The sequence below is a fragment of the Pseudomonas sp. Cab53 genome (assembly GCF_018325965.1).
GTDB classification, from domain to species: Bacteria; Pseudomonadota; Gammaproteobacteria; order Pseudomonadales; family Pseudomonadaceae; genus Aquipseudomonas; species Aquipseudomonas chlororaphis_E.
Genome location: NZ_AP021902.1, coordinates 5925298 through 5946919, shown reverse-complemented (window position 1 = coordinate 5946919; position 21622 = coordinate 5925298). Strand labels below are relative to the sequence as shown.

General features: G+C 63.1%; 21 protein-coding genes, 1 other RNA gene and 1 pseudogene. 16 read left to right on the top strand and 7 right to left on the bottom strand.

Annotation, left to right across the window (positions count from 1 at the left end; genetic code table 11):
- Positions 1–154 precede the first annotated feature (154 nt).
- The 7 genes from KI241_RS26260 to KI241_RS26230 all read left to right on the top strand — a co-directional run bounded on the left by KI241_RS26260 (position 155) and on the right by KI241_RS26230 (position 8323).
- On the top strand, positions 155–862 hold the full coding sequence (locus KI241_RS26260; protein WP_042730924.1) for a FadR/GntR family transcriptional regulator: 708 nt from the start codon (positions 155–157) through the stop codon (positions 860–862).
- Between the two features lie 121 nt (positions 863–983).
- Positions 984–1313, top strand: coding sequence for a thioredoxin TrxA (trxA, locus tag KI241_RS26255; protein WP_042730928.1), 330 nt, complete (start codon positions 984–986; stop codon positions 1311–1313).
- 241 nt (positions 1314–1554) lie between these two features.
- Positions 1555–2814 (top strand): transcription termination factor Rho, encoded by a 1260-nt coding sequence (gene rho, locus KI241_RS26250; RefSeq protein ID WP_003206716.1) that lies wholly within the window; start codon positions 1555–1557, stop codon positions 2812–2814.
- A 152-nt stretch (positions 2815–2966) separates the two neighbouring features.
- Complete coding sequence (locus KI241_RS26245) at positions 2967–4922, top strand: acyltransferase family protein (protein ID WP_212803137.1); 1956 nt, start codon at positions 2967–2969, stop codon at positions 4920–4922.
- Between the two features lie 78 nt (positions 4923–5000).
- Positions 5001–6467, top strand: a complete 1467-nt coding sequence (gene ubiD / locus KI241_RS26240) for a 4-hydroxy-3-polyprenylbenzoate decarboxylase (protein WP_212803136.1) — start codon at positions 5001–5003, stop codon at positions 6465–6467.
- Positions 6467–7435, top strand: a complete 969-nt coding sequence (locus KI241_RS26235) for a CDP-6-deoxy-delta-3,4-glucoseen reductase (RefSeq protein ID WP_212803135.1) — start codon at positions 6467–6469, stop codon at positions 7433–7435. The genes ubiD and KI241_RS26235 overlap by 1 nt, the downstream gene beginning before the upstream one ends.
- Before the next feature lie 219 nt (positions 7436–7654).
- Complete coding sequence (locus KI241_RS26230; RefSeq protein WP_042732142.1) at positions 7655–8323, top strand: gamma-glutamylcyclotransferase; 669 nt, start codon at positions 7655–7657, stop codon at positions 8321–8323.
- Here KI241_RS26230 and glpT read toward each other — a convergent pair.
- Positions 8299–9648: a glycerol-3-phosphate transporter gene (gene glpT, locus KI241_RS26225; RefSeq protein WP_053150131.1), complete on the bottom strand. Its 1350-nt coding sequence runs from the start codon at positions 9646–9648 to the stop codon at positions 8299–8301. The genes KI241_RS26230 and glpT overlap by 25 nt on opposite strands.
- Before the next feature lie 271 nt (positions 9649–9919).
- Between glpT and KI241_RS26220 the strand changes: the two genes are divergently transcribed.
- On the top strand, positions 9920–10054 hold the full coding sequence (locus KI241_RS26220; RefSeq protein ID WP_212803899.1) for a TonB family protein: 135 nt from the start codon (positions 9920–9922) through the stop codon (positions 10052–10054).
- Between the two features lie 4 nt (positions 10055–10058).
- Here KI241_RS26220 and KI241_RS26215 read toward each other — a convergent pair whose 3' ends face one another.
- Positions 10059–11036, bottom strand: a complete 978-nt coding sequence (locus KI241_RS26215) for an NADPH:quinone oxidoreductase family protein (protein WP_042731577.1) — start codon at positions 11034–11036, stop codon at positions 10059–10061.
- Between the two features lie 150 nt (positions 11037–11186).
- Here KI241_RS26215 and KI241_RS26210 point away from each other — a divergent pair, with 150 nt between their 5' ends.
- Entirely contained in the window at positions 11187–11603 is a 417-nt protein-coding gene (locus KI241_RS26210) for a flagellar basal body-associated protein FliL (RefSeq protein WP_042731586.1), read from the top strand.
- A 52-nt stretch (positions 11604–11655) separates the two neighbouring features.
- Here KI241_RS26210 and KI241_RS26205 read toward each other — a convergent pair whose 3' ends face one another.
- Entirely contained in the window at positions 11656–12108 is a 453-nt protein-coding gene (locus KI241_RS26205; RefSeq protein WP_042731578.1) for an EVE domain-containing protein, read from the bottom strand.
- A gap of 195 nt (positions 12109–12303) precedes the next feature.
- On the opposite strand from KI241_RS26205, the gene KI241_RS26200 reads away from it, so the two are divergent.
- Entirely contained in the window at positions 12304–12450 is a 147-nt protein-coding gene (locus tag KI241_RS26200; RefSeq protein ID WP_172679762.1) for a hypothetical protein, read from the top strand.
- Positions 12451–12485: 35 nt separating this feature from the next.
- Here KI241_RS26200 and KI241_RS26195 read toward each other — a convergent pair whose 3' ends face one another.
- From KI241_RS26195 to KI241_RS26180, 4 genes are all read right to left on the bottom strand, one after another.
- Entirely contained in the window at positions 12486–13091 is a 606-nt protein-coding gene (locus KI241_RS26195) for a 5-formyltetrahydrofolate cyclo-ligase (RefSeq protein ID WP_212803134.1), read from the bottom strand.
- Between the two features lie 114 nt (positions 13092–13205).
- A non-coding RNA gene (gene ssrS / locus KI241_RS26190) (6S RNA) lies at positions 13206–13385 on the bottom strand.
- Between the two features lie 30 nt (positions 13386–13415).
- Positions 13416–13733: a cell division protein ZapA gene (locus tag KI241_RS26185; RefSeq protein WP_024780504.1), complete on the bottom strand. Its 318-nt coding sequence runs from the start codon at positions 13731–13733 to the stop codon at positions 13416–13418.
- Entirely contained in the window at positions 13730–13939 is a 210-nt protein-coding gene (locus KI241_RS26180; protein ID WP_042731580.1) for a TIGR02449 family protein, read from the bottom strand. The genes KI241_RS26185 and KI241_RS26180 overlap by 4 nt, the downstream gene beginning before the upstream one ends.
- A 129-nt stretch (positions 13940–14068) precedes the next feature.
- Between KI241_RS26180 and KI241_RS26175 the strand changes: the two are divergent.
- The 6 genes and pseudogenes from KI241_RS26175 to KI241_RS26150 all read left to right on the top strand — a co-directional run bounded on the left by KI241_RS26175 (position 14069) and on the right by KI241_RS26150 (position 21488).
- A pseudogene (locus tag KI241_RS26175) lies at positions 14069–14622 on the top strand (YecA family protein).
- A 27-nt stretch (positions 14623–14649) separates the two neighbouring features.
- Entirely contained in the window at positions 14650–15984 is a 1335-nt protein-coding gene (gene pepP / locus KI241_RS26170) for a Xaa-Pro aminopeptidase (protein WP_042731582.1), read from the top strand.
- On the top strand, positions 15981–17168 hold the full coding sequence (ubiH, locus tag KI241_RS26165) for a 2-octaprenyl-6-methoxyphenyl hydroxylase (RefSeq protein WP_047735809.1): 1188 nt from the start codon (positions 15981–15983) through the stop codon (positions 17166–17168). The genes pepP and ubiH overlap by 4 nt, the downstream gene beginning before the upstream one ends.
- A 67-nt stretch (positions 17169–17235) precedes the next feature.
- Positions 17236–18453 (top strand): 2-octaprenyl-3-methyl-6-methoxy-1,4-benzoquinol hydroxylase, encoded by a 1218-nt coding sequence (locus KI241_RS26160; protein WP_212803898.1) that lies wholly within the window; start codon positions 17236–17238, stop codon positions 18451–18453.
- A gap of 218 nt (positions 18454–18671) precedes the next feature.
- Positions 18672–19676, top strand: coding sequence for an extracellular solute-binding protein (locus tag KI241_RS26155; protein ID WP_042731585.1), 1005 nt, complete (start codon positions 18672–18674; stop codon positions 19674–19676).
- A gap of 195 nt (positions 19677–19871) precedes the next feature.
- On the top strand, positions 19872–21488 hold the full coding sequence (locus KI241_RS26150) for an iron ABC transporter permease (RefSeq protein ID WP_042730198.1): 1617 nt from the start codon (positions 19872–19874) through the stop codon (positions 21486–21488).
- Positions 21489–21622: the final 134 nt, after the last annotated feature.

Genomic DNA, 21622 nt, shown 5'->3' with positions numbered 1-21622 from the left:
GGAAGCGGTCTTACTGGTCTGAACAGTCGTGGTGTTTTTCGCACCGTTATCGGGCGTCGGTATTTGTCGCCGAACCCTGCTGGGGCACGACTTGCCGGGCGCGGCGAATAGCTTTACAACTAGCCGCTCACTGGCCCGGTTCGTCTTAAAAATCATGAATTCCATCGCTCGCGCCGTTCCTGAAGTGGCCCTGCAAGCCATCCGCAAACTGATCGTCGATGAAGGCTTCGGGCCGGGCGATGCGTTGCCGTCGCAACGGGAGCTGGCGCTGCAATTGGGGGTGAGTCGGGCGTCGCTGCGCGAAGCGCTGTCATCCCTCAGTGCCCTGGGCATGATCAGCGTGCAGCCGGGCAAAGGGGTCTTCGTGCAGGCACCGGTAGAAGCTTCACGCAGCGAATCGGCGCCGGGCTGGCCGTTCGCGGCCCAGGCCACGCCGGTGGATATTTTCCAGTTGCGCTACGCTCTGGAGGGTTTCGCGGCGGGGTTGGCGGCGGTGACGCTCAGCGCCAATGAGCTGGACATGCTGCAAGACAATGTCGAAGCCATGCGACGGGAATTGAAGATTGGCGATTTCGACGCCGCCGCGCGGCTGGATTTCGAATTTCATCGACGAATCCTGTTGGCCAGCGGCAACCAGGCGATGCTGAGCATTCTCACCGCTAGCGCCGACATCTTCCTGGAAAGCCAGAAACTACCGTTCATCAGGGCCGAGCGGGCGATGGAAACCTGGCAGGAGCATCGCAAGATCCTTCGCGCCCTGGCTCGTCGGGCTTCAGGCGCTGCGCAAAAAGCCATGCAGGAACATGTACGTAATGCTGCACTGCGTACCGGGATTTCCTTCGTCGCCCCCGCGGCTTCATGACCTCGACCATACCCAAAGCCATCGACCGCCATAGCGAGACTCAATCAACTGCGGCTTCCTGAACCCGGGAAGGGCCGCTATGATGGGCCACGTTTTTTTGCTGACAACCCCGGAGATTTCCATGAGCAGCGATCTGATCAAACACGTTAGCGACGCTAGCTTCGAGGCTGACGTACTCAAGGCCGAAGGCTTCGTACTGGTCGACTATTGGGCTGAGTGGTGCGGTCCGTGCAAAATGATCGCCCCGGTCCTGGACGAAATTGCCGAGACGTATAAAGGCAAGCTGACCGTTGCCAAACTGAACATCGACGAAAACCAGGAGACTCCGGCCAAGCACGGCGTGCGTGGTATCCCGACCCTGATGCTGTTCAAGAACGGCAACGTCGAGGCGACCAAGGTAGGTGCGCTGTCGAAATCGCAACTGGCGGCTTTCCTCGACGCCAACATCTAAGCGTCGAATGCCATTGAAAAAGCCCCGCAAATCGCGGGGCTTTTTCGTTATTCGGGGCTAGACGCTCGCAAACCCAGGTGTTACATTCGGCCCCGCACTGGTTTCTCCTGTGCCCCCTGCAAGCCGTCGCCGACGCTCTCCTTTCGATTAAGTACGCGATCCTGTCGCCTTCTCTGCGGCGCGGCCTCATTAAGCCAAAAGCTTAATTTCCCCCCTCCATAAATGATTACGTCATTCCTATATGAATCTGACTGAACTCAAGCAAAAGCCGATTACCGAACTGCTCGAATTGGCCGAACAGATGGGCATAGAAAATATGGCCCGTTCGCGCAAGCAGGACGTGATTTTCTCCCTGCTCAAGAAGCACGCTAAAAGCGGCGAGGAAATCTCCGGTGATGGCGTGCTGGAGATTCTCCAGGACGGCTTCGGCTTCCTCCGCTCCGCAGATGCTTCCTATCTCGCCGGCCCAGACGATATCTACGTCTCGCCGAGCCAGATCCGTCGCTTCAACCTGCGCACCGGTGACACCATCGTTGGCAAGATCCGCCCTCCGAAGGAAGGCGAGCGTTATTTCGCGCTGCTCAAGGTCGACACCATCAACTTCGACCGTCCGGAAAACGCAAAGAACAAGATTCTGTTCGAGAACCTGACCCCACTGTTCCCGACCGTGCGCATGAAGATGGAAGCCGGCAACGGCTCCACCGAAGACCTCACCGGTCGTGTCATCGACCTGTGCGCACCGATCGGCAAGGGCCAGCGCGGCCTGATCGTGGCTCCGCCGAAAGCGGGCAAGACGATCATGCTGCAGAACATCGCGGCGAACATCGCCCGCAACAACCCTGAAGTTCACCTGATCGTGCTGTTGATCGACGAGCGTCCGGAAGAAGTGACCGAGATGCAGCGCACCGTGCGTGGCGAAGTGGTTGCCTCGACGTTCGACGAGCCGCCGACCCGCCACGTGCAAGTGGCCGAAATGGTGATCGAGAAGGCCAAGCGCCTGGTTGAACACAAGAAGGACGTGGTGATCCTGCTGGACTCCATCACCCGTCTGGCCCGTGCCTACAACACCGTGATCCCGAGCTCCGGCAAGGTGCTGACCGGTGGTGTCGATGCCCACGCCCTGGAAAAACCAAAGCGTTTCTTCGGTGCCGCGCGCAACATCGAAGAGGGTGGCTCGCTGACCATCATCGCCACCGCACTGGTTGAAACCGGTTCGAAGATGGACGAAGTGATCTACGAGGAATTCAAGGGCACCGGCAACATGGAACTGCCTCTGGATCGTCGCATCGCCGAGAAGCGGGTCTTCCCGGCCATCAACATCAACCGCTCCGGCACCCGCCGCGAAGAGTTGCTGACCGCCGACGACGAGCTGCAACGCATGTGGATTCTGCGCAAGCTGCTGCATCCGATGGATGAAGTCGCTGCCATCGAGTTCCTGGTCGACAAGCTGAAGACGACCAAGACCAACGATGAGTTCTTCCTGTCGATGAAGCGCAAGTAACAAGCACGGCATCGGCCAAAAAGGCGCCCCGGACAGGGCGCCTTTTTTTTGCGACACGCGGCCTGGACCGCGTTTATCGAACCGGATAACTTTTGCCGGTTGCAGGTTCTTTTCCCATCATCGCCTGTGTATCCACCTCGACAAGGATCGTTATGCATGTATTTGGCAACCGCCGTGATATCGACGGCCTGCGGGCGCTGGCCGTCATTCCGGTCGTGCTGTTCCACTTTGGCTTCGGCGCCTTCAGCGGCGGTTTCGTCGGCGTCGATGTCTTCTTCGTCATTTCCGGCTTCCTGATCACCGGCATCCTGTTCCGCGAGATCAGCTCGCAGCGCTTCAGTTTCGTCGACTTCTGGGCAAGGCGTGCCCGGCGCATCCTTCCGGCCTTGAGCTTGGTCATGCTCGTAACCCTGGTCCTGGGCTGGTTGTTGCTGGCGGCCAAGGACTTCTCGCAGTTGGGCAGGGCGGTGCGCTATCAGGCGATGTTCATGTCGAACATCCTGTTCATGCGCGAGGACGGTTATTTCGAGCCAGCCTCGGACCTCAAGCCGTTGCTCCACACCTGGTCCCTGGCGGTCGAAGAGCAGTACTACATTTTCTTCCCGCTGCTGATGGTGTTGTTGATGCGCCATGTGCGTCACTGGCGCTGGGTGTTGTTTGCGGTGTTGCTGGGGTCCTTCGCGCTGAACATCGGCTATGTCGAGCGCAAGCCTGACCTGGCCTTTTTCTCGCTGCCCACGCGAGCCTGGGAGCTGCTGTGTGGGGCGATGCTCGCTGTCTGGCCGGCGCCCCGGCACGCTGTGCGCCCATGGGTTTATCAACTGGTCGGCCTGGCAGGGTTGATCGCCGTGCTGGCGGCGATCTTCACGTTCGACAAGACCACGGTGTTCCCTGGCTGGGCCGCTCTGCTGCCAGTACTCGGCGCCACCGCGCTGATCTGGTCCGGTGCCCAGGGGCCGAGTTGGACCGCGCGCCTGCTGAGCGCACGAGTGCTGGTCTGGGTGGGCTTGCTGTCTTATTCCTTCTACCTGTGGCATTGGCCGGTCTACGTCTATGCCAATGCCATTTCCGTGGACGGGATCCAGCCTTGGGAGGCATTGGGCTGGATCCTGCTGGCGCTGGGCCTGGCCTGGCTGAGCTGGCGCTTCGTCGAGCTTGCGTTCCGTGAGAAGCGTTGGCTGGCCGGGCGCAAGTCGGTGTTGATCGGGGCGGGAGTGGCCATGGCCGTCCTGGCCGTGACGGGTGTGGTGGTGCGATCGGCGGATGGCTTTCCCCAGCGCATCACGGGCAAGGCGCTGGAATATGCGCAAGCGCGGGATTGGCGGGCCGGACAGATGGAATGCATGCTCGGTTTCTCGGATACGCAGCCGGACAAGGCCTGCCTGCTGGGCGCAAACAAAGACCTGCCGGCCACGCAATTATTCTGGGGCGACAGTCATGCGGCGGCGCTGCTGCCAGCGGTGCAAGCCAGCGGGACCCGCGATGGGCGCCCCGTGTGGCTCTACGCCATGGGCGGCTGCCCGCCGGTGCAGAGCGCTGACGTCTCGCCGCGCTGTCGGGATTTCAATGAGCGGACCATGGAGCAGGTGCGTCGCCTGCACATCAGGGATGTGGTGCTGGCGGCCAACTGGAGCCTGTACGTCTACGGGCGCGAGGATGGGGACAAGAAGCACATGCTCAACCGCCTGGATGACCGCGCCACGGCCGAAGCGCGCATGGCGGCGGCAATCAAGGCCCGTGTGGCGACGATCAGGGCCACGGGGGCGCAAGTCTGGTTGTTCAAGGAGGTGCCCCTGCAGCGCCTCGGCACGATCAGCCGGTTGACCAGCCTGGCACGGACAGGCCGCTCGGCCGAGGGCCTGGGCCGTCCGCTCCAGGAGCACCTGGCGCGTCAGCAGGCCTTGAGTGCCTTGTTCGCGTCGATGAGCGCCGCCGATGCCGGTGTGCATGTCATCGACCCGGCGCCGCTGATGTGTCCGGGCGAGGTCTGTCGCATCGAGGTCAACGGCCATACCCAGTACAAGGATGAAGATCATTTGTCTGACATCGGCAGTACCCGCCTGAGCCCGCTGTTCGCCCCCTTGCTGCTGGGTACGACCGATTATTGAGCGCTCCGCGCATGCGCGGGCTGCTGTTTGAGCGCTGGAGCAGGTAGGATGTACGCCTATTTTCGGGGTGGCATCTCAATGAAATTCAAGGATCTTCGGGATTTCGTGCAGCAGCTTGAGCAGCGCGGCGAGTTGAAACGCATCCAGGTTCCCATCTCTCCGGTGCTGGAGATGACGGAAGTCTGCGACCGCACGCTGCGGGCCAAGGGCCCGGCGTTATTGTTCGAGAACCCAGCGGGCTATGACATCCCGGTGCTGGGCAACCTGTTCGGCACGCCGGAACGCGTGGCCATGGGCATGGGCGCCGAATCGGTCGACGAGTTGCGCGAGATCGGCAAGCTGCTGGCGTTTCTCAAGGAACCCGAGCCGCCCAAGGGCCTGAAGGATGCCTGGTCCAAGCTGCCGATCTTCCGCAAGATCATTGCCATGGCGCCCAAGGTCGTCAAGGACGCGATCTGCCAGGAAGTGGTAATCGAGGGCGACGATGTCGACCTGGCCATGCTCCCGGTGCAAACCTGCTGGCCCGGCGACGTGGGGCCGCTGATCACCTGGGGCCTGACCGTCACCAAGGGCCCGAACAAGGACCGCCAGAACCTGGGCATCTATCGCCAGCAGGTGATTGGTCGCAACAAGGTCATCATGCGCTGGCTGAGCCACCGCGGCGGTGCGCTGGATTACCGTGAGTGGTGCGATAAGCATCCTGGCCAGCCCTTCCCGGTGTCGGTGGCCCTGGGCGCGGACCCGGCGACCATCCTCGGCGCCGTCACGCCGGTGCCGGACAGCCTGTCCGAATATGCGTTCGCCGGCCTGTTGCGCGGCAACCGTACGGAGCTGGTGAAGTGCCGTGGCAACGACCTGCAAGTGCCGGCCACCGCCGAGATCATCCTCGAAGGCGTGATCCATCCCGGCGAGATGGCCGATGAGGGGCCGTACGGCGACCATACCGGTTACTACAACGAAGTGGACAGCTTCCCGGTCTTCACGGTCGAGCGCATCACCCATCGGCTCAAGCCGATCTACCACAGCACCTACACTGGCCGCCCGCCCGATGAGCCGGCGATCCTCGGCGTGGCGCTCAATGAAGTGTTCGTGCCGATCCTGCAGAAACAGTTTCCGGAAATCACCGACTTCTACCTGCCGCCGGAAGGCTGTTCGTACCGGATGGCCGTGGTGACGATGAAGAAGTCGTATCCGGGGCACGCCAAGCGCGTGATGCTGGGGGTCTGGTCGTTTTTGCGACAGTTCATGTACACCAAGTTCGTTATCGTCACCGACGACGATATCAATGCGCGGGATTGGAACGATGTGATCTGGGCCATCACCACGCGCATGGACCCCAAGCGCGACACGGTAATGATCGAGAACACGCCGATCGACTATCTCGACTTCGCCTCCCCGGTGTCCGGCCTGGGTTCGAAGATGGGGCTCGATGCCACGCACAAATGGCCCGGTGAAACCACTCGTGAATGGGGCCGGGTGATCGTCAAGGATGAAGCCGTGACCCAGCGGATCGATGCCCTCTGGAATCAGTTAGGAATAGATTGATGCGTGTAACCTTGCAGCCTTCCGGGGCGGTCCTGGACATACAGCCCGCCGAGCGGATCCTCGATGGCGCGCGGCGCCTGGGCTATGAATGTCCGCAAAGCTGCCGCAACGGCAACTGTCACGTGTGTGGTGCGTTGCTGGTGGAGGGTCGCGTGAAGCAAGCGGGCGAGGTGCGCGATCACGGTGAGATCTTCACCTGCATCGCCGAACCGCTGGAGGACTGCGTGGTGCTGTGGGATGGCGTGTTGTCGCCGGGCGAGCTGCCGGTACGCAAGCTGGTGTGCCAGGTGATCGAATGCGCCGATGTGGGCGGCGATGTCTGGCGGGTACGCCTGCGTGCACCGGCAGGCAAGCCGCCGCGCTACCACGCCGGGCAGTACTTGATGCTCGAACGGGAAAACGGCGAGAAGTCGGCGTTCTCCCTGGCTTCGGCACCGCACGGCGGGCGTGACCTGCAACTGCATGTCCTGGTGCGCGAAAGCAGTGCGCGGGCGCTGCTTGCACAATTGCAACGCAACCCCAGCGTGGCGGTGGAAATGCCGTTTGGCGACACGCACTTGTCCGAGCTGCCGGACGGCCCATTGGTGCTGATCGCCGCCGGAACCGGCATGGCGCAGATGCACAGCCTGATCGAGCATTGCCGCGCGACGGGGTTCAAGCATCCGGTGCACCTGTACTGGGGCGTGCGCCGACCGGACGATTTTTATGAAATTGAGCATTGGGACGAGTGGAAGCAACTGCCGAATCTGTTCCTGCACAAAGTCGTCAGCGACTTGTGCGGTTGGGAAGGGCGCTGCGGGATGCTTCACGAAGCGGTGTGCGAGGACATCCGCGACCTCTCTGGCGTGCACGTGTACGCCAGTGGCTCGCCGGCGATGATCTACGCCACGCTGGACGCCCTGGTGGAAGCCGGGATGGACGCCCACCAGATGCGCGCCGACGTGTTCGCCTACGCCCCACGGGCTTGATAGCGCGGGGCGCCTGCTCCCGCCGGGCTGCCTGGCAGCCCTCCATCCCACCCCCTCGTGACAGCTTTATGACCCCCTATATTTCGTTTCGGTATTTAGCCTTTGCGCCTGGATACCGATAACGTATATAGCGCTGGATGGCATCCAACTTGCCTTGTTCCGGATAAACGTCATCCCCCTGACGCGCGCCAGCCCCATTATTGAAAGACGCTACCGGCCATGACCGCTATCGAATCCGCCATAACCTGCGCTCTGTACCCACCACGGCTCGACCTGGGGGCACAACTGACCCATGAACAATTGCTCGCCTCGATGCAGTCGACCATGAGTCGTCATCGCGGCGGCCCGGTCTGGCTGTTTGCCTACGGCTCCTTGATCTGGCGGCCCGAATGCACGGCGGTGGAGCGGGTCCGTGGCCGGGTCCATGGTTATCATCGCGGCTTGTACTTGTGGTCCCACGAACATCGCGGCACCCCGGAGTTGCCAGGGTTGGTGTTCGGGTTGGATCGCGGTGGTTCGTGCAGCGGCTTCGCGTATCGCTTGCCACAGGAGAACCTCGAGGATTCGCTGTTTGCCCTGTGGCAGCGCGAGATGCCGGTGCCGTCCTATCGGCCTCACTGGCTCAGTTGCCGCCTGGAGGATGGCAGCCGCGTGCAGGCCCTGGGCTTCGTGCTGGAGCGGCACCTGCCCAGCTACGCCGGCAACTTGCCGGACCATGTGCTGAGCCAGGTGTTCGAAAGCGCCAGCGGTCGTTACGGCACCACTCGCGACTACGTCGAGCAGACCGTCCACGCCCTGCGCAGCCACGCCATGCCAGATCGGAATCTGGAGGCGCGGCTCAAGCGTTGCAGGTCAGCCCAGGATCAGGCGACCGCTTCGCGACTCTGACTGGCGACTTGCTTGTGCCACAGGGTTGGCGCAAGGAAGGCCATGGCCAGCAGGCAGGCACCGATCAACAGCACGAAGCCGCCGTTCCAGCCAAAATGGTCCACGGTGTAGCCCATGGCAGCGCTTGCCGCGACCGAGCCGCCCAGGTAGCCAAACAGGCCGGTAAAGCCTGCGGCGGTGCCGGCGGCTTTCTTTGGGGCCAGCTCCAGTGCCTGCAAGCCGATCAGCATGACCGGGCCGTAGATCAGGAAGCCGATGGAAACCAGGGCGATCATGTCGACGGTCGGGTTGCCGGCCGGGTTCAGCCAGTACACCAGCGTGGCCACGGTCACCAGGGCCATGAACACCATGCCCGTCAGGCCACGGTTGCCGCGGAAGATCTTGTCCGACATCCAGCCACACAGCAGCGTGCCGGGAATACCCGCCCACTCGTAGAAGAAGTAGGCCCAGGAGCTTTTATCCACGGTGAAGCCCTTGGCTTCCTTCAGGTACGTCGGTGCCCAGTCCAGCACGCCATAGCGCAGCAAGTAGACGAACACGTTGGCCATGGCGATGTACCAGAGCATTTTGTTGCGCAGCACGTACTTGACGAAGATTTCCTTGGCGCTGAATTCGTTCTCGTGGCTGGCGTCGTAGCCTTCCGGGTAGTCGTTCTTGTACTTTTCGATCGGCGGCAGGCCCACCGATTGCGGGGTGTCGCGCATGGTCACGAAGGCAAATACAGCAACCGCCAGGGCCACGGCAGCAGGCACGTAGAACGCGGCGTGCCAGTCATTGAACCAGCCCATGCCCAGCAGGAACAGCGGGCCGATCAGGCCGCCGCCGACGTTGTGCGCCACGTTCCACACCGACACCACGCCGCCGCGCTCTTTCTGCGACCACCAGTGCACCATGGTCCGCCCGCTGGGCGGCCAGCCCATGCCCTGGGCCCAGCCGTTGATGAACAGCAGGATGAACATCATGGTCACGCTGGACGTGGCCCAAGGCGCGAACCCGAAGATGAACATCACCCCCGCCGATACCAGCAGGCCGAATGGCAGGAAATAGCGTGGGTTGGAGCGGTCGGACACCAGGCCCATCAGGAACTTGGACAGGCCGTAGGCAATGGCGATGGCCGACATGGCCAGGCCCAGTTGGCCTCGGCTGTAGCCCTCGTCGATCAGGTAGGGCATGGCCAGGGAGAAGTTCTTGCGCAGCAGGTAGTAACCGGCGTAGCCGATGAAGATCCCGGCGAAGATCTGCCAGCGTAGGCGTCGGTAGGTGCTGTCTATCTTTTCTTCAGGCAAGGGCGCCTGGTGTGCGGCAGGACGAAAGAAAGCAAACATTCAAGGGCTCCAGGATTCTTGTTATGCGGATGTGAATGTTACAGTTTCGTTACCGAAAATAGCATTGCTTCTCATCACTTAAAAAGCGGAAATTTTCCTGATCGAATGTTCTTAAATGAACATGTCGCTCAGACGTAGTCGAAGGGCGCTGTAGGAAGCTTCGTCAGTGGCGTTTTCACACCCCGAATCGCAGCCTGCGCGACAAGGCAATGGGAAACGTCCTTCATTGATAGGGGACGTCTCGCCATTCAGCCTTTGGGCCAAGCCGCTGATGAGGGCCGGGATGACGGGCACGGTCCGGGTCGGCTTTACGGCGCACGCCGACGGCCGGGTCGAGTCGGTCGCGATGCTCCACAGCGATCATCCCGACTTCGCCGATGCCGCCCGAAACGCCGTGAGCCAGTAGCGCTTCAGCGCACCTGCACGACGACTTTGCCCACGGCCTTGCGCTGCGCCAGGTCATTGATGGCCTGGGCGGCGTTGTCCAGTGGGTACACCTGCGAGACCAGAGGCTTGAGCTTGCCTTCGGTGAACCAGCCAAACAGTTGCTGGAAGTTGGCGGCATTGTCCTGGGGCTGGCGTTGGGCGAAAGAGCCCCAGAACACGCCCATGACGGCGGCGCCCTTGAGCAGGGCCAGGTTGACCGGCAGTTCGGGGATGCGTCCGCTGGCAAAGCCCACCACCAGCAGCCGGCCATTCCAGGCGATGGCGCGAATGGCCTGGTCGAACAGGTCGCCACCCACCGGGTCGTAGATCACGTCGGCGCCCTGGCCGTCGGTGAGGCGCTTGATCTCATCCTTCAGGCTGGCTTCGCTGTAGTTGATCAGTTCGTCGGCACCGGCCGCCTTCGCCACGGCGAGCTTCTCGGCGCTGCTGGCGGCGGCGATCACCCGTGCGCCCATGGCCTTGCCGATCTCCACCGCCGCCAGGCCGACACCCCCGGAGGCGCCGAGCACCAGCAAGGTTTCGCCGGGTTGCAGGTGGGCCCGTTGCTTGAGGGCGTGCATCGAGGTGCCGTAGGTCATGCTGAAGGCGGCAGCGGTGTTGAAGTCCATGGCTGCTGGAATAGGCAACACGTTGTAGCCAGGGACCGCGACCTGTTCGGCAAAGCTGCCCCAACCGGTCAGTGCCATCACCCGGTCGCCGACTTTCAGGTGGCTGACCTTTTCGCCCACGGCGCTGACGACGCCCGCCGCTTCGCCGCCAGGGGAAAACGGGAAGGGTGGCTTGAATTGGTATTTGCCCTCGATGATCAGCGTGTCAGGGAAATTCACCCCGGCGGCGTGCACGTCCAGCAGGATCTCATTCTTCTTCGCAATGGGGCTGGCGACGTCTTCCAGCACCAGCGATTCGGCAGGGCCGAATTCTTTGCACAGCACGGCTTTCATCAGGGCTATTCCTTTGGGAGTGATGGCCGATAAGTGTAGGTGTGAGAGTCAACGGGTCAACGAGCATGCCCCGCCCTGATAGCCGGCCATAAGCTTGTGCTTGAACGGCGGGTCGGTATGCTGGGCCGCAAACCGGATGAGGAGTCGAATGTGAAAGCGTGGATTGTGTTGATGCTGGCCCTGGCGCTGCCTGCGGCAGTGATGGCCGAAGAGGCCAAGGAAGCGAAGGAAGGCGAGGCGCCGAAGGTCAGCTACATCACCCTCAGCCCGCCCTTCGTGGGCAACTATGGCCTGGACGGTACGGCGAAGCTGAAGGTCTACAAGGCTGACGTGGCGCTGCGGGTGACCGGCGATGCGGCTGCCGCGGCGGTGAAGGCGAATGAACCGCTGATTCGCAACCAGTTGGTAGCATTGTTTGCCCAGCAGACCGTCGAGACGATGAACAACGTCGAGGCCAAGGAAAAGCTGCGCCAGGAGGCGTTGAAGCAGACCCAGCAAGTGATGAGCGACGAGACTGGCAAGCCGACGGTGGAAGATCTGTTGTTCAACAACCTGATCATTCAGTAAGGCTTGAGGGCCAGGGCGGGGCTTTCGTGAGCCTGCTCGCGAAGACGGTCGTCTAGGGTTTCAACCCGATGACCGCCGCCCATTGTTCGGCTGTCACGGGCATCACCGACAGTCGCGAGCCTTTCTGCACCAGTGGCATCTCGGCCAATGCGCTCTGCTGCTTGAGGTAGTCGAGCTTCAGCACCCGGGCAAATGTCTCGACGTGAGCCACGTCGATGGCCGTCCAGGGGTTCTTGTCCGGGCTGGCCTTGGGGTCGTGGTAATGGCTGTCGGGGTCCAGTGCGGTCGGGTCGGGGTAGGCTGCGCGGACGATCCGGCCGATCCCGGCGATGCCCGGCTCGGGGCAACTGGAGTGGTAGAAGAAAAACGCATCGCCGACGGCCATGGCTCGCAGGAAATTGCGCGCCTGATAGTTGCGAACCCCGTCCCAGCGCGCCTGGCTGAGCTTTTCCAGGCCTTGGATGGAGAGCTCGTCGGGCTCGGACTTCATCAGCCAATAGGCCATGATTTCTACTCCTGGGCGGTGTGCTTGAAAATAGTTCAGCGATTTTATGACAAACCGACAGTCGGTTGACGCCAGAGTTTGCGTGTCGCTGCAGGTTGCCGCAAAATGCCGGCCTTCCAAGCTTGACGCTGCTGCACGGCCAATAAGAAAACCGCTGCTGTCATCGTGTGTGATATGCCTTGAGGGGGGCAATCGATGAAACGCAAACCGGATTTGTTGTGGATTCTGGTCATTCTGTTCGGTCTGGGTGTCGTGACCACGGGTTACGCACAAAGCCTGTGGACCAACAAGGTCGAGGCGCCGATGGACATTACCCAGCCCGCGCCCACGTTCAAACGCTGAACCCGTCTTCCTGGCGCCGCTGATTGCCGCGGCGCCTATTGCGCACTATACCAATGCCTGTCGCTGACCGTGCCCTGTAGCGGTACGTCCCAGCTTGCCTGTGCCAACCGGTCGACCTTCTGGCATTCATGGGCCAGCCCCAGCAATGTCGGTTTGCGCCACTGCCGGCGCCGCGCCAGGTACGCCAGGCTGCGGTCATAGAAGCCGCCGCCCATGCCCAGCCGACCTCCGGCATCGTCAAACCCCACCAACGGCAATAACACCAGGTCCAGCGCCCAGACCTTGCGTTGCCGGGCAATGTCGATCCGGGGTTCGAGGATACGGAAACGATTGGGATGCAGTTGCTCGCCGGGGCGGATGCGTTGGAAAACCATTTTGGTCCGTGGCCACGGGCTGAGCACTGGCAAGTACGTGGCCTTGCCCCGGCGCTGGGCGGCACGCAGCAGCAGGCGCGGGTCGATCTCGCCATCGTTGGGCAGGTACAGGGCAATGTGCCTGGCGCGGCGGAACAGTGGATGCTGGGCCAGTTGCCGGTACAGCCCCAGGGCCGCTTGCCGTTGCTGGACAGGCGTCAGGGCTCGGCGGGCCTGGCGCAGCAGGCGGCGAAGTTGCGGGCGGGGCAGCAGCGCGGGTTCGGTCATGTCGAAAGTTCACGGTGTCGGCGATGGCACAGCGTAACCGCAAAACAGGACACTCATAAATGCCCGGGCCGGAAACGACGATGCCAGTCGCATGGACTGGCATCGTCTGGAATCAGGCTCCCCGGATGAACCGCTGTCGGCTTAGCCCTTGAACCCGAAAGTTCAAGGTGGAAGTTGCAGGAGGCGTTAAGGCTTTCCGTCAAGCGGACATGCACACCGGCCCCAACGTGCAACCCCCGTGGTTGTGCGTATCGGCTCAGGGACATCACCAACTGGCAAGCACCCCAGGGAGTGAGGCGAGTATACCCCAGGCTGCCTCGCGAATCAGCCCTTGCTGACGTCTGGATCGGTCGCCAGCACCAGATCCACCCGTTCGAGCAGGTCGCGGACCTGTTCGCGGGTCGAGCCACTGACCTGCACGTCAGGCGTATCCTGGCGATGCAGCAGGTCGTGGGTGATGTTCAAGGCGGCCATCACGGCAATGCGGTCGGCGCCGATGACCTTGCCGCTGCTGCGGATCTCGCGCATCTTGCCGTCCAGGTACCGGGCGGCGCTCACCAGGTTGCTGCGCTCTTCCTGGGGACAGATGATCGAATATTCTTTATCGAGGATCTGCACGGTAACGCTATTGCTTGAACTCATGAGTCTTGCTCCAGGGCCTTGAGGCGCGAAATCATCGATTCGACCTTACGCCGGGCGATTTCGTTTTTTTCAATGAGGTGAGCGCGTTCCTCGCGCCAGGTTTTTTCCTGAGCTAATAGGAGTCCGTTTTGGCTCTTTAGTTGCTCGACCCGCTCAATTAGCAATTCGAGTCTGGCCATCAGCGCTTGCAGGTCGTTGTCTTCCATTGTGTCCACTGAAGAGAGTGTCTGATGGGGAATGCAGGTCGCACAGCCTCTGATAGTCTTGGCGAGTCTGTCGATGTAGGATACAAGGCCTCCATTCTAGACATAGCGCCGTCTGGCGCCTAGCTGCCCATGCCCATTCAGAATTCCCCGTATCAAGCGTTCGCCACCCTGCTGAGTTCCAGCGGTCATCCTGTTTCGCCTGCCGAACTGCACGGCCTGCTGCTCGGGCGCAGTTGCGCCGGCGCCGGTTTCGATGTCGAGGGCTGGTTGGCCGATGCCGCCGAACTGCTCGAAGGCGAGCCGGCGGACAATGTCCGCAATGCACTTGTTGGCCTGCAGGAAATGGTCAAGGGCGAATTGACCAGCGACGACATGACCGTCGTCCTGCTGCTGCCCACCGACGACACCCCCTGGCTGAACGTGCTGCTGCACTGGGCCAGTGGTGCCAGGGTTTCCTCGCCGGCTTCGGCCTGACTCGCCGTGAATACGCGCTGAGCGAAGAGGCGAAAGAAGTGTTGCAGGATTTGGCCGCGATCTCCCAGGTCCAGGATGCCCTGGAAGAATCCGACGACGGCGAAAGCGACTACATGGAAGTGATGGAATACCTGCGGGTCGCGCCCTTGCTGCTGTTCACCGAGACCCGGAAAACCTCGGAACCGGCCGCCAAGCCGTCCTTGCACTGATCGCCTGAAAGGGAACGCCGCCTGCCCATGATTCATATCCCGAAAGCGGAATACGGCCGTCGCCGCAAGGCGCTGATGGCGCAGATGGAGCCCAACAGCATCGCGATCCTGCCTGCCGCCGCCGTGGCGATCCGCAACCGCGACGTCGAGCACGTCTACCGCCAGGACAGCGACTTCCAATACCTCAGCGGCTTCCCCGAACCGCAGGCCGTGATCGTGCTGATGCCCGGTCGCGCCCATGGCGAGTACATCCTGTTTTGCCGCGAGCGCAACGCCGAGCGCGAGCTGTGGGATGGCTTGCGAGCCGGCCAGGAAGGCGCGATCCGCGACTATGGCGCCGACGACGCTTTCCCCATCACCGACATCGACGACATCCTGCCGGGCCTGATCGAAGGGCGCGACCGGGTGTATTCGGCCATGGGCAGCCACCCGGAATTCGACCGGCACCTGATGGAGTGGATCAACGTGATTCGCTCCAAGGCCAACCTCGGCGCCCAGCCGCCGAACGAATTCGTTGCCCTGGATCACCTGCTGCACGACATGCGCCTGTATAAATCGGCGGCGGAAGTGAAGGTGATGCGCGAGGCGGCGCGGATTTCCGCCCAGGCCCATATCCGGGCGATGCAGGCGGCGCGCCCGGGGCTTTACGAATACAGCCTCGAGGCCGAACTGGACTACGAGTTCCGCAAGGGCGGGGCGAAGATGCCGGCCTATGGCTCGATCGTCGCGGCGGGGCGCAACAGCTGCATCCTGCACTACCAGCAGAATGACGCGTTGCTCAAGGAGGGCGACCTGGTGCTGATCGACGCCGGCTGTGAAATCGACTGCTACGCCAGTGATATCACCCGGACCTGGCCGGTCAGCGGCAAGTTTTCGCCCGAACAGAAAGCGATCTATGAAGTGGTGCTGGCGGCCCAGGAAGCGGCGTTTGCCGAGATCGCGCCGGACAAGCATTGGAACCAGGCCCACGAAGCGACGGTCCGGGTCATCACCGAAGGGTTGGTGCGCCTGGGGTTGCTGGAGGGCGAGGTGGACGCACTGATCGCCAGTGAAGCCTACCGGGCCTTCTATATGCACCGTGCCGGCCACTGGCTGGGCATGGATGTACATGACGTGGGCGAATACCGGGTCGGCGGCGAATGGCGGGTACTGGAAGTGGGCATGACACTGACGGTGGAACCCGGCATCTACATCAGCCCGACCGACCGTAGCGTAGCGAAAAAATGGCGCGGCATTGGCGTGCGCATCGAGGATGACGTGGTAGTGACCAAAACCGGTTGTGAAATCCTGACCCGAGGCGTGCCCAAGACGGTCGCCGAGATCGAGGCCCTGATGGCTGCGGCCCGGGCGCAAGCGGCATGAGCCGGGTCAACCTGGCGATCGTCGGTGGCGGCCTGGTGGGGGCGAGCCTGGCGCTGGCCTTGCAAGCCGGCGCCAAGGCCCGGGGCTGGAAGATCCTGCTGATCGAGCCCTTCGCCCCAGGCGATGCCTGGCAGCCGAGCTACGATGCCCGATCCTCGGCCTTGTCCTACGGCGCCCGACAGATTTATCAGCGCCTGGGTGTCTGGCAGCAGATTTCCCGACGCGCCGAGCCGATCAAGCAGATCCACGTGTCCGATCGCGGGCGGTTTTCCACGGCGCGCCTGTCGGCGATGGAAGAGGGCGTGCCGGCGTTGGGCTACGTGGTGGAAAACGCCTGGCTGGGCCAATGCCTGTGGCAAGGCCTCGACAAGGACGTGGTCAGTTGGCGCTGTCCGGCCCAGGTGACGCGAATGGAGCCGCTGGTCGGCGGCTACCGCCTGACCCTCGACGACGAAACCACCCTGGAATGCGATCTCGCCGTGCTGGCCGACGGTGGCCGTTCGGGGCTGCGAGAGCAACTGGGCGTCGGCGTGCGGCATCGACCTTATGACCAGAGCGCGCTGATCGCCAACATCACCCCCAGCGAAGCCCACAACGGCATGGCTTTCGAGCGCTTCACCGATGACGGGCCGATGGCGTTGCTGCCGCTGCCGGAGAACCGCTGCGCGCTGGTCTGGACCCGCCAGGGGATGGACGCGCAACGGCTGGCAGCCCTTGACGAGCGCAGCTTCCTCAGCGAATTGCAGGGCGTGTTCGGCTATCGCCTGGGCACGCTCAAGCAGGTGGGCGCGCGCCACCTGTACCCGTTGGCGCTGGTCGAGGCCGAGGAGCAGGTCCGCCCGCACCTGGCGATCCTTGGCAATGCCGCCCACAGCCTGCACCCGATCGCCGGGCAGGGCTTCAACCTGTCCCTGCGCGATGCCCAGGCCCTGGCCGAAGCCTTGCTCGACAGCGACCGCGAGCCCGGCGACTTTGCCGTATTGCAGGCCTATCGCGAGCGCCAGCGCATGGACCAGGCCCTGACCGTGGGCTTCTCCGATCAGGTCACGCGCCTGTTCGGCAGCAGCCTGCCGCTGGTGTCCGTGGGGCGTAACCTCGGTTTGCTCGGCCTCGACCTGCTGCCGCCGGCCAAGCGTTGGTTCGCCCGGCAGGCCATGGGGATCGGGACGCGGCCCGATGTGTAGGCCGGCGATGGGACATTCTTTTCATGGGCGGCGCGTGTCGCCCGCTAAACAGGCTTAAAGCATGGAATTGCGTGCAGATCTGCTGATTGTCGGTGCGGGTATGGTCGGCAGCGCCCTGGCGCTGGCGTTACAGGGCAGTGGCTTGCAAGTGTTGCTGCTCGATGGCAGTCCGCTGAGCGTCAAGCCCTACGACCCCCAGGCCGCGTTCGAGCCGCGGGTCAGTGCCCTGTCGGCGGCCAGTCAGCGGATCCTCGAACGCCTGGGCGTGTGGGAGGGCATCACTGCCCGGCGCGCCAGTCCGTATACCGACATGCATGTCTGGGACGGCAGCGGCACCGGGCAGATCCACTTTTCAGCCGAAAGCCTGCATGCCGACGTCCTGGGGCACATCGTTGAAAACCGAGTGGTGCAGGATGCCTTGCTGGAACGCCTGCATGACTGCGACCTCGGCCTTTTGGCCAACGCTCGGCTCGAACAGATGCGCCGCTCCGGCGATGACTGGTTGCTGACTCTGGCGGACGGTCGCAGCTTGCGGGCGCCATTGGTGATCGCTGCCGATGGCGCGAATTCGGCTGTGCGGCGCCTGACGGGCGTCGCGACGCGTGAATGGGATTACCTGCACCATGCCATCGTGACCAGCGTGCGCAGTGCCCGGCCGCATCGCCTGACGGCCTGGCAACGCTTCACCGACAACGGCCCGCTGGCGTTCCTGCCTCTGGAGCGTGACGGCCAGCACGACTGGTGCTCGATCGTCTGGTCCGCCACCCCTGGCGAAGCGCAGCGCTTGATGGCGCTGGATGACGGTGCGTTCTGCAGCGAACTGGAGCGGGCTTTCGAAGGCCAACTGGGCGCGGTGCTGAGCGCCGACCCGCGCCTGTGCGTGCCGCTGCGCCAGCGCCACGCCAAGCGCTACGTGGCCGAAGGGTTGGCGCTGATCGGCGATGCGGCCCACACCATTCACCCATTGGCCGGACAAGGCGTGAACCTCGGTTTCCTCGACGCCGCGGTATTGGCCGAGGTGCTGCTCCAGGCGGCGGGCCGGGGCGAGCGTCTGGCGGACGTGAAGGTGCTGAGCCGCTTCGAGCGCCGCCGCATGCCTCACAACCTGGCGTTGATGGCGGCCATGGAGGGCTTCGAGCGACTGTTCCAGGCCGACCCGTTGCCGGTGCGCTGGTTGCGTAACACCGGCCTGAAGCTGGTGGACCGCCTGCCCGAAGCCAAGGCGTTGTTCGTGCGTGAGGCGCTGGGGCTGATTGGCGATTTGCCGGATCTGGCCAAGGCCTGAAAAATGTGGGTTGGAGCTTATGCTCCTATCGCGAGCAAGCTCGCGCCCACATTGACCTGCTGCGCCTGCGGGAACGAGCGTGCTCGCGATGAGGCCGGGACAGTCGCCCAGGGAACCCATCTGCGCAACATTTGGAAATGTCTCCGCCCACTGTTCGATTGAGATGCCAAATGTGAGTCCTTATCATTTGCGCACTTCATCATCGAGAGACTGCTCCCATGTCGGCATCCAAGCGCCTGCTGTCCGCCCTCGCCCTGACCCTGGCAGGCACCACCGCCGCCCAGGCCGCCGATGAGGTGGTGGTCTACTCCTCGCGTATCGATGAGCTGATCAAGCCTGTCTTCGATGCCTATACCAAGAAGACCGGCGTATCGGTGAAGTTCATCACCGACAAGGAAGCGCCGTTGATGCAGCGGATCAAGGCCGAGGGCGAGAACGCCACCGCCGACCTGCTGCTCACCGTCGACGCCGGCAACCTCTGGCAGGCCGAGCAGATGGGCATTCTGCAACCGTTCACCTCCCCGGTGATCGATGCCAACATCCCACCTCAATACCGTGCGTCCTCCCACGCCTGGACCGGCTTGAGCCTGCGGGCGCGAACCATCGTCTATTCCACCGACCGGGTCAAACCCGCTGAATTGAGCACCTATGAGGCCCTGGCGGGCGAGCAGTGGGAGGGTCGCCTGTGCCTGCGAACCTCCAAGAAGGTCTACAACCAGTCCCTGACCGCCACGCTGATCGAAACCCACGGCGCGGAAAAAACCGAGGAAATCCTCAAGGGCTGGGTTCGCAACCTGTCCACCGACGTGTTCTCCGACGACACTGCGCTGCTTGAGGCTATCAACGCCGGGCAGTGCGACGTGGGGATCGTCAATACCTACTACTATGGCCGTCTGCACCAGCAGAAACCGGACCTGAAGGTGAAGCTGTTCTGGCCGAACCAGGCCGACCGCGGTGTGCACATCAACCTCTCGGGCATCGGCTTGACCCGGCATGCACCGCACCCTGAGGCCGCCAAGCAACTGGTGGAATGGATGACCACGCCAGAAGCGCAAAGCATCTTTGCCGATGTGAACCAGGAGTTCCCGGCCAACCCGAAAGTCGAGCCGTCCAAGGAAGTCGCGGCCTGGGGCACGTTCAAGGCCGACACCCTGCCGGTGGAAGTGGCCGGTAAGCGCCAGGCCGAGGCGATTCGCATGATGGATCGGGCTGGCTGGAACTGACCGAACGGTAACGGCCCCCTGGGCATGCAGGGGGGCTCGTTCCTGGGATTGGCCCGTGGCGAGGGAGCTTGCTCCCGCTGGGCTGCGTAGCGGCCCTTTGGGTGAGCGCTGCGCACTCAAGCGGGAGCAAGCTCCCTCGCCACATGCTACACAGCATGTGTGCCTGCCGATGCATCACTTGAACGAGAGCCTTCCTTGACCCACCCCGTCCAACGCCGCTGGTATCCCCTGGTCTTCGCCATCGCCGCGTTGGTCCTGCTGCCCTTGAGCGTGCTGGTGCTGTCCTGGCAAAGCATCGACCCGCAGATCTGGTCCCATTTGTGGGACACCCAGATGCCCCGGCTGCTGGGCAATACCCTCACGTTGATCCTGGGGGTGGGCGTCGGGGTGACGGTGCTGGGCGTCAGCCTCGCCTGGCTCACCAGCTTGTGTGAGTTCCCCGGCAGGCGCTGGCTCGACTGGGCATTGATGTTACCGTTCGCGATTCCGGCCTACGTGCTGGCATTCGTCTTCGTGGGTCTGCTGGATTTCGCCGGCCCGGTGCAGACGCTGATGCGCGAATGGTTCGGCAGCGGCCTGCGCTTGCCCAGGGTGCGTTCCACCGGTGGGGTGATTCTGGTGCTGGTCCTGGTGTTCTACCCGTATGTCTACCTGCTGGCGCGAAGTGCGTTCCTGGCCCAGGGCAAGGGGTTGATGGAAGCGGCGCGGGTGCTCGGGCAATCGCCGTGGCAAGCGTTCTGGCGGGTGGCGCTGCCGATGGCGCGGCCGGCCATCGGGGCCGGCGTGGCCTTGGCGTTGATGGAGACCCTGGCCGACTTCGGCGCGGTGTCGGTGTTCAACTTCGACACGTTCACCACTGCCATCTACAAGACCTGGTACGGTTTCTTCAGCCTGTCCAGTGCCGCTCAACTGGCGAGCCTGCTGTTGCTGGTGGTGATGCTGGTGCTCTACGGCGAGCGCCGGGCCCGTGGCGCCCATCGTGCCAGCAACGAGAGGCCGCGGAGCAAGGCCCTGTACCCGTTGCGCGGCTTCAAGGCCGTGGCGGCCAGCGGCTGGTGCTTGCTGGTGTTCGCCTGTGCGTTTGTCATCCCGGTGCTGCAGTTGCTGGTGTGGTTCTGGCAGCGCGGGCGCTTCGACCTGGATGAACGCTACGCCGGGCTGATCGCCCACACCCTCTACCTGGGCGGGCTGGCCGCGCTGGTCACCGTTGCCGTGGCCTTGCTGCTGGCGTTCGCCCGGCGGCTGGCGCCGACCCGGCCGATTCGCGCCGCGGTTGCCGTGGCCAACCTGGGCTATGCCTTGCCCGGCTCGGTGCTGGCCGTGTCGATCATGCTTGCGTTCAGCTACCTGGACCGTGCGTGGGTCATCCCACTGTCGAACTGGCTCGGTGGCGCGGGAAAACCCTTGTTGCTGGGCAGCCTGTCGGCGTTGTTGCTGGCGTATCTGGTGCGCTTCCTGGCCGTGGCCTACGGCCCGCTGGAAAGCAGTCTGGCGCGAATTCGCCCGTCACTGCCTGAGGCCGCACGCAGCCTTGGTGTCAGTGGGCCGCGACTGTTTTTCAAAGTGTATCTGCCGCTGCTGGTGCCCGGCACGCTCAGCGCGGCGCTGCTGGTGTTCGTCGACGTGCTCAAGGAGATGCCCGCGACCTTGCTGATGCGCCCGTTCGGCTGGGACACGCTGGCGGTACGGATCTTCGAAATGACCAGCGAAGGCGAATGGGCTCGGGCCGCGCTGCCAGCGCTGACCCTGGTGCTGGTCGGGTTGTTGCCGGTCATCGGATTGATCCGGCGCTCGGCCCATCGAATTGGCTAGGTGCCAGTCCTACATCATGCGGCTACAATGCGCGGCATTCGGTGCGGTCCGTCTGTCGGACCGGGTAACTGAGAACGGCTGACGCGCCTTTTTTCCAGGTGTGCGCTGTGCAGTATCCGTCCGCACCTTCGCCA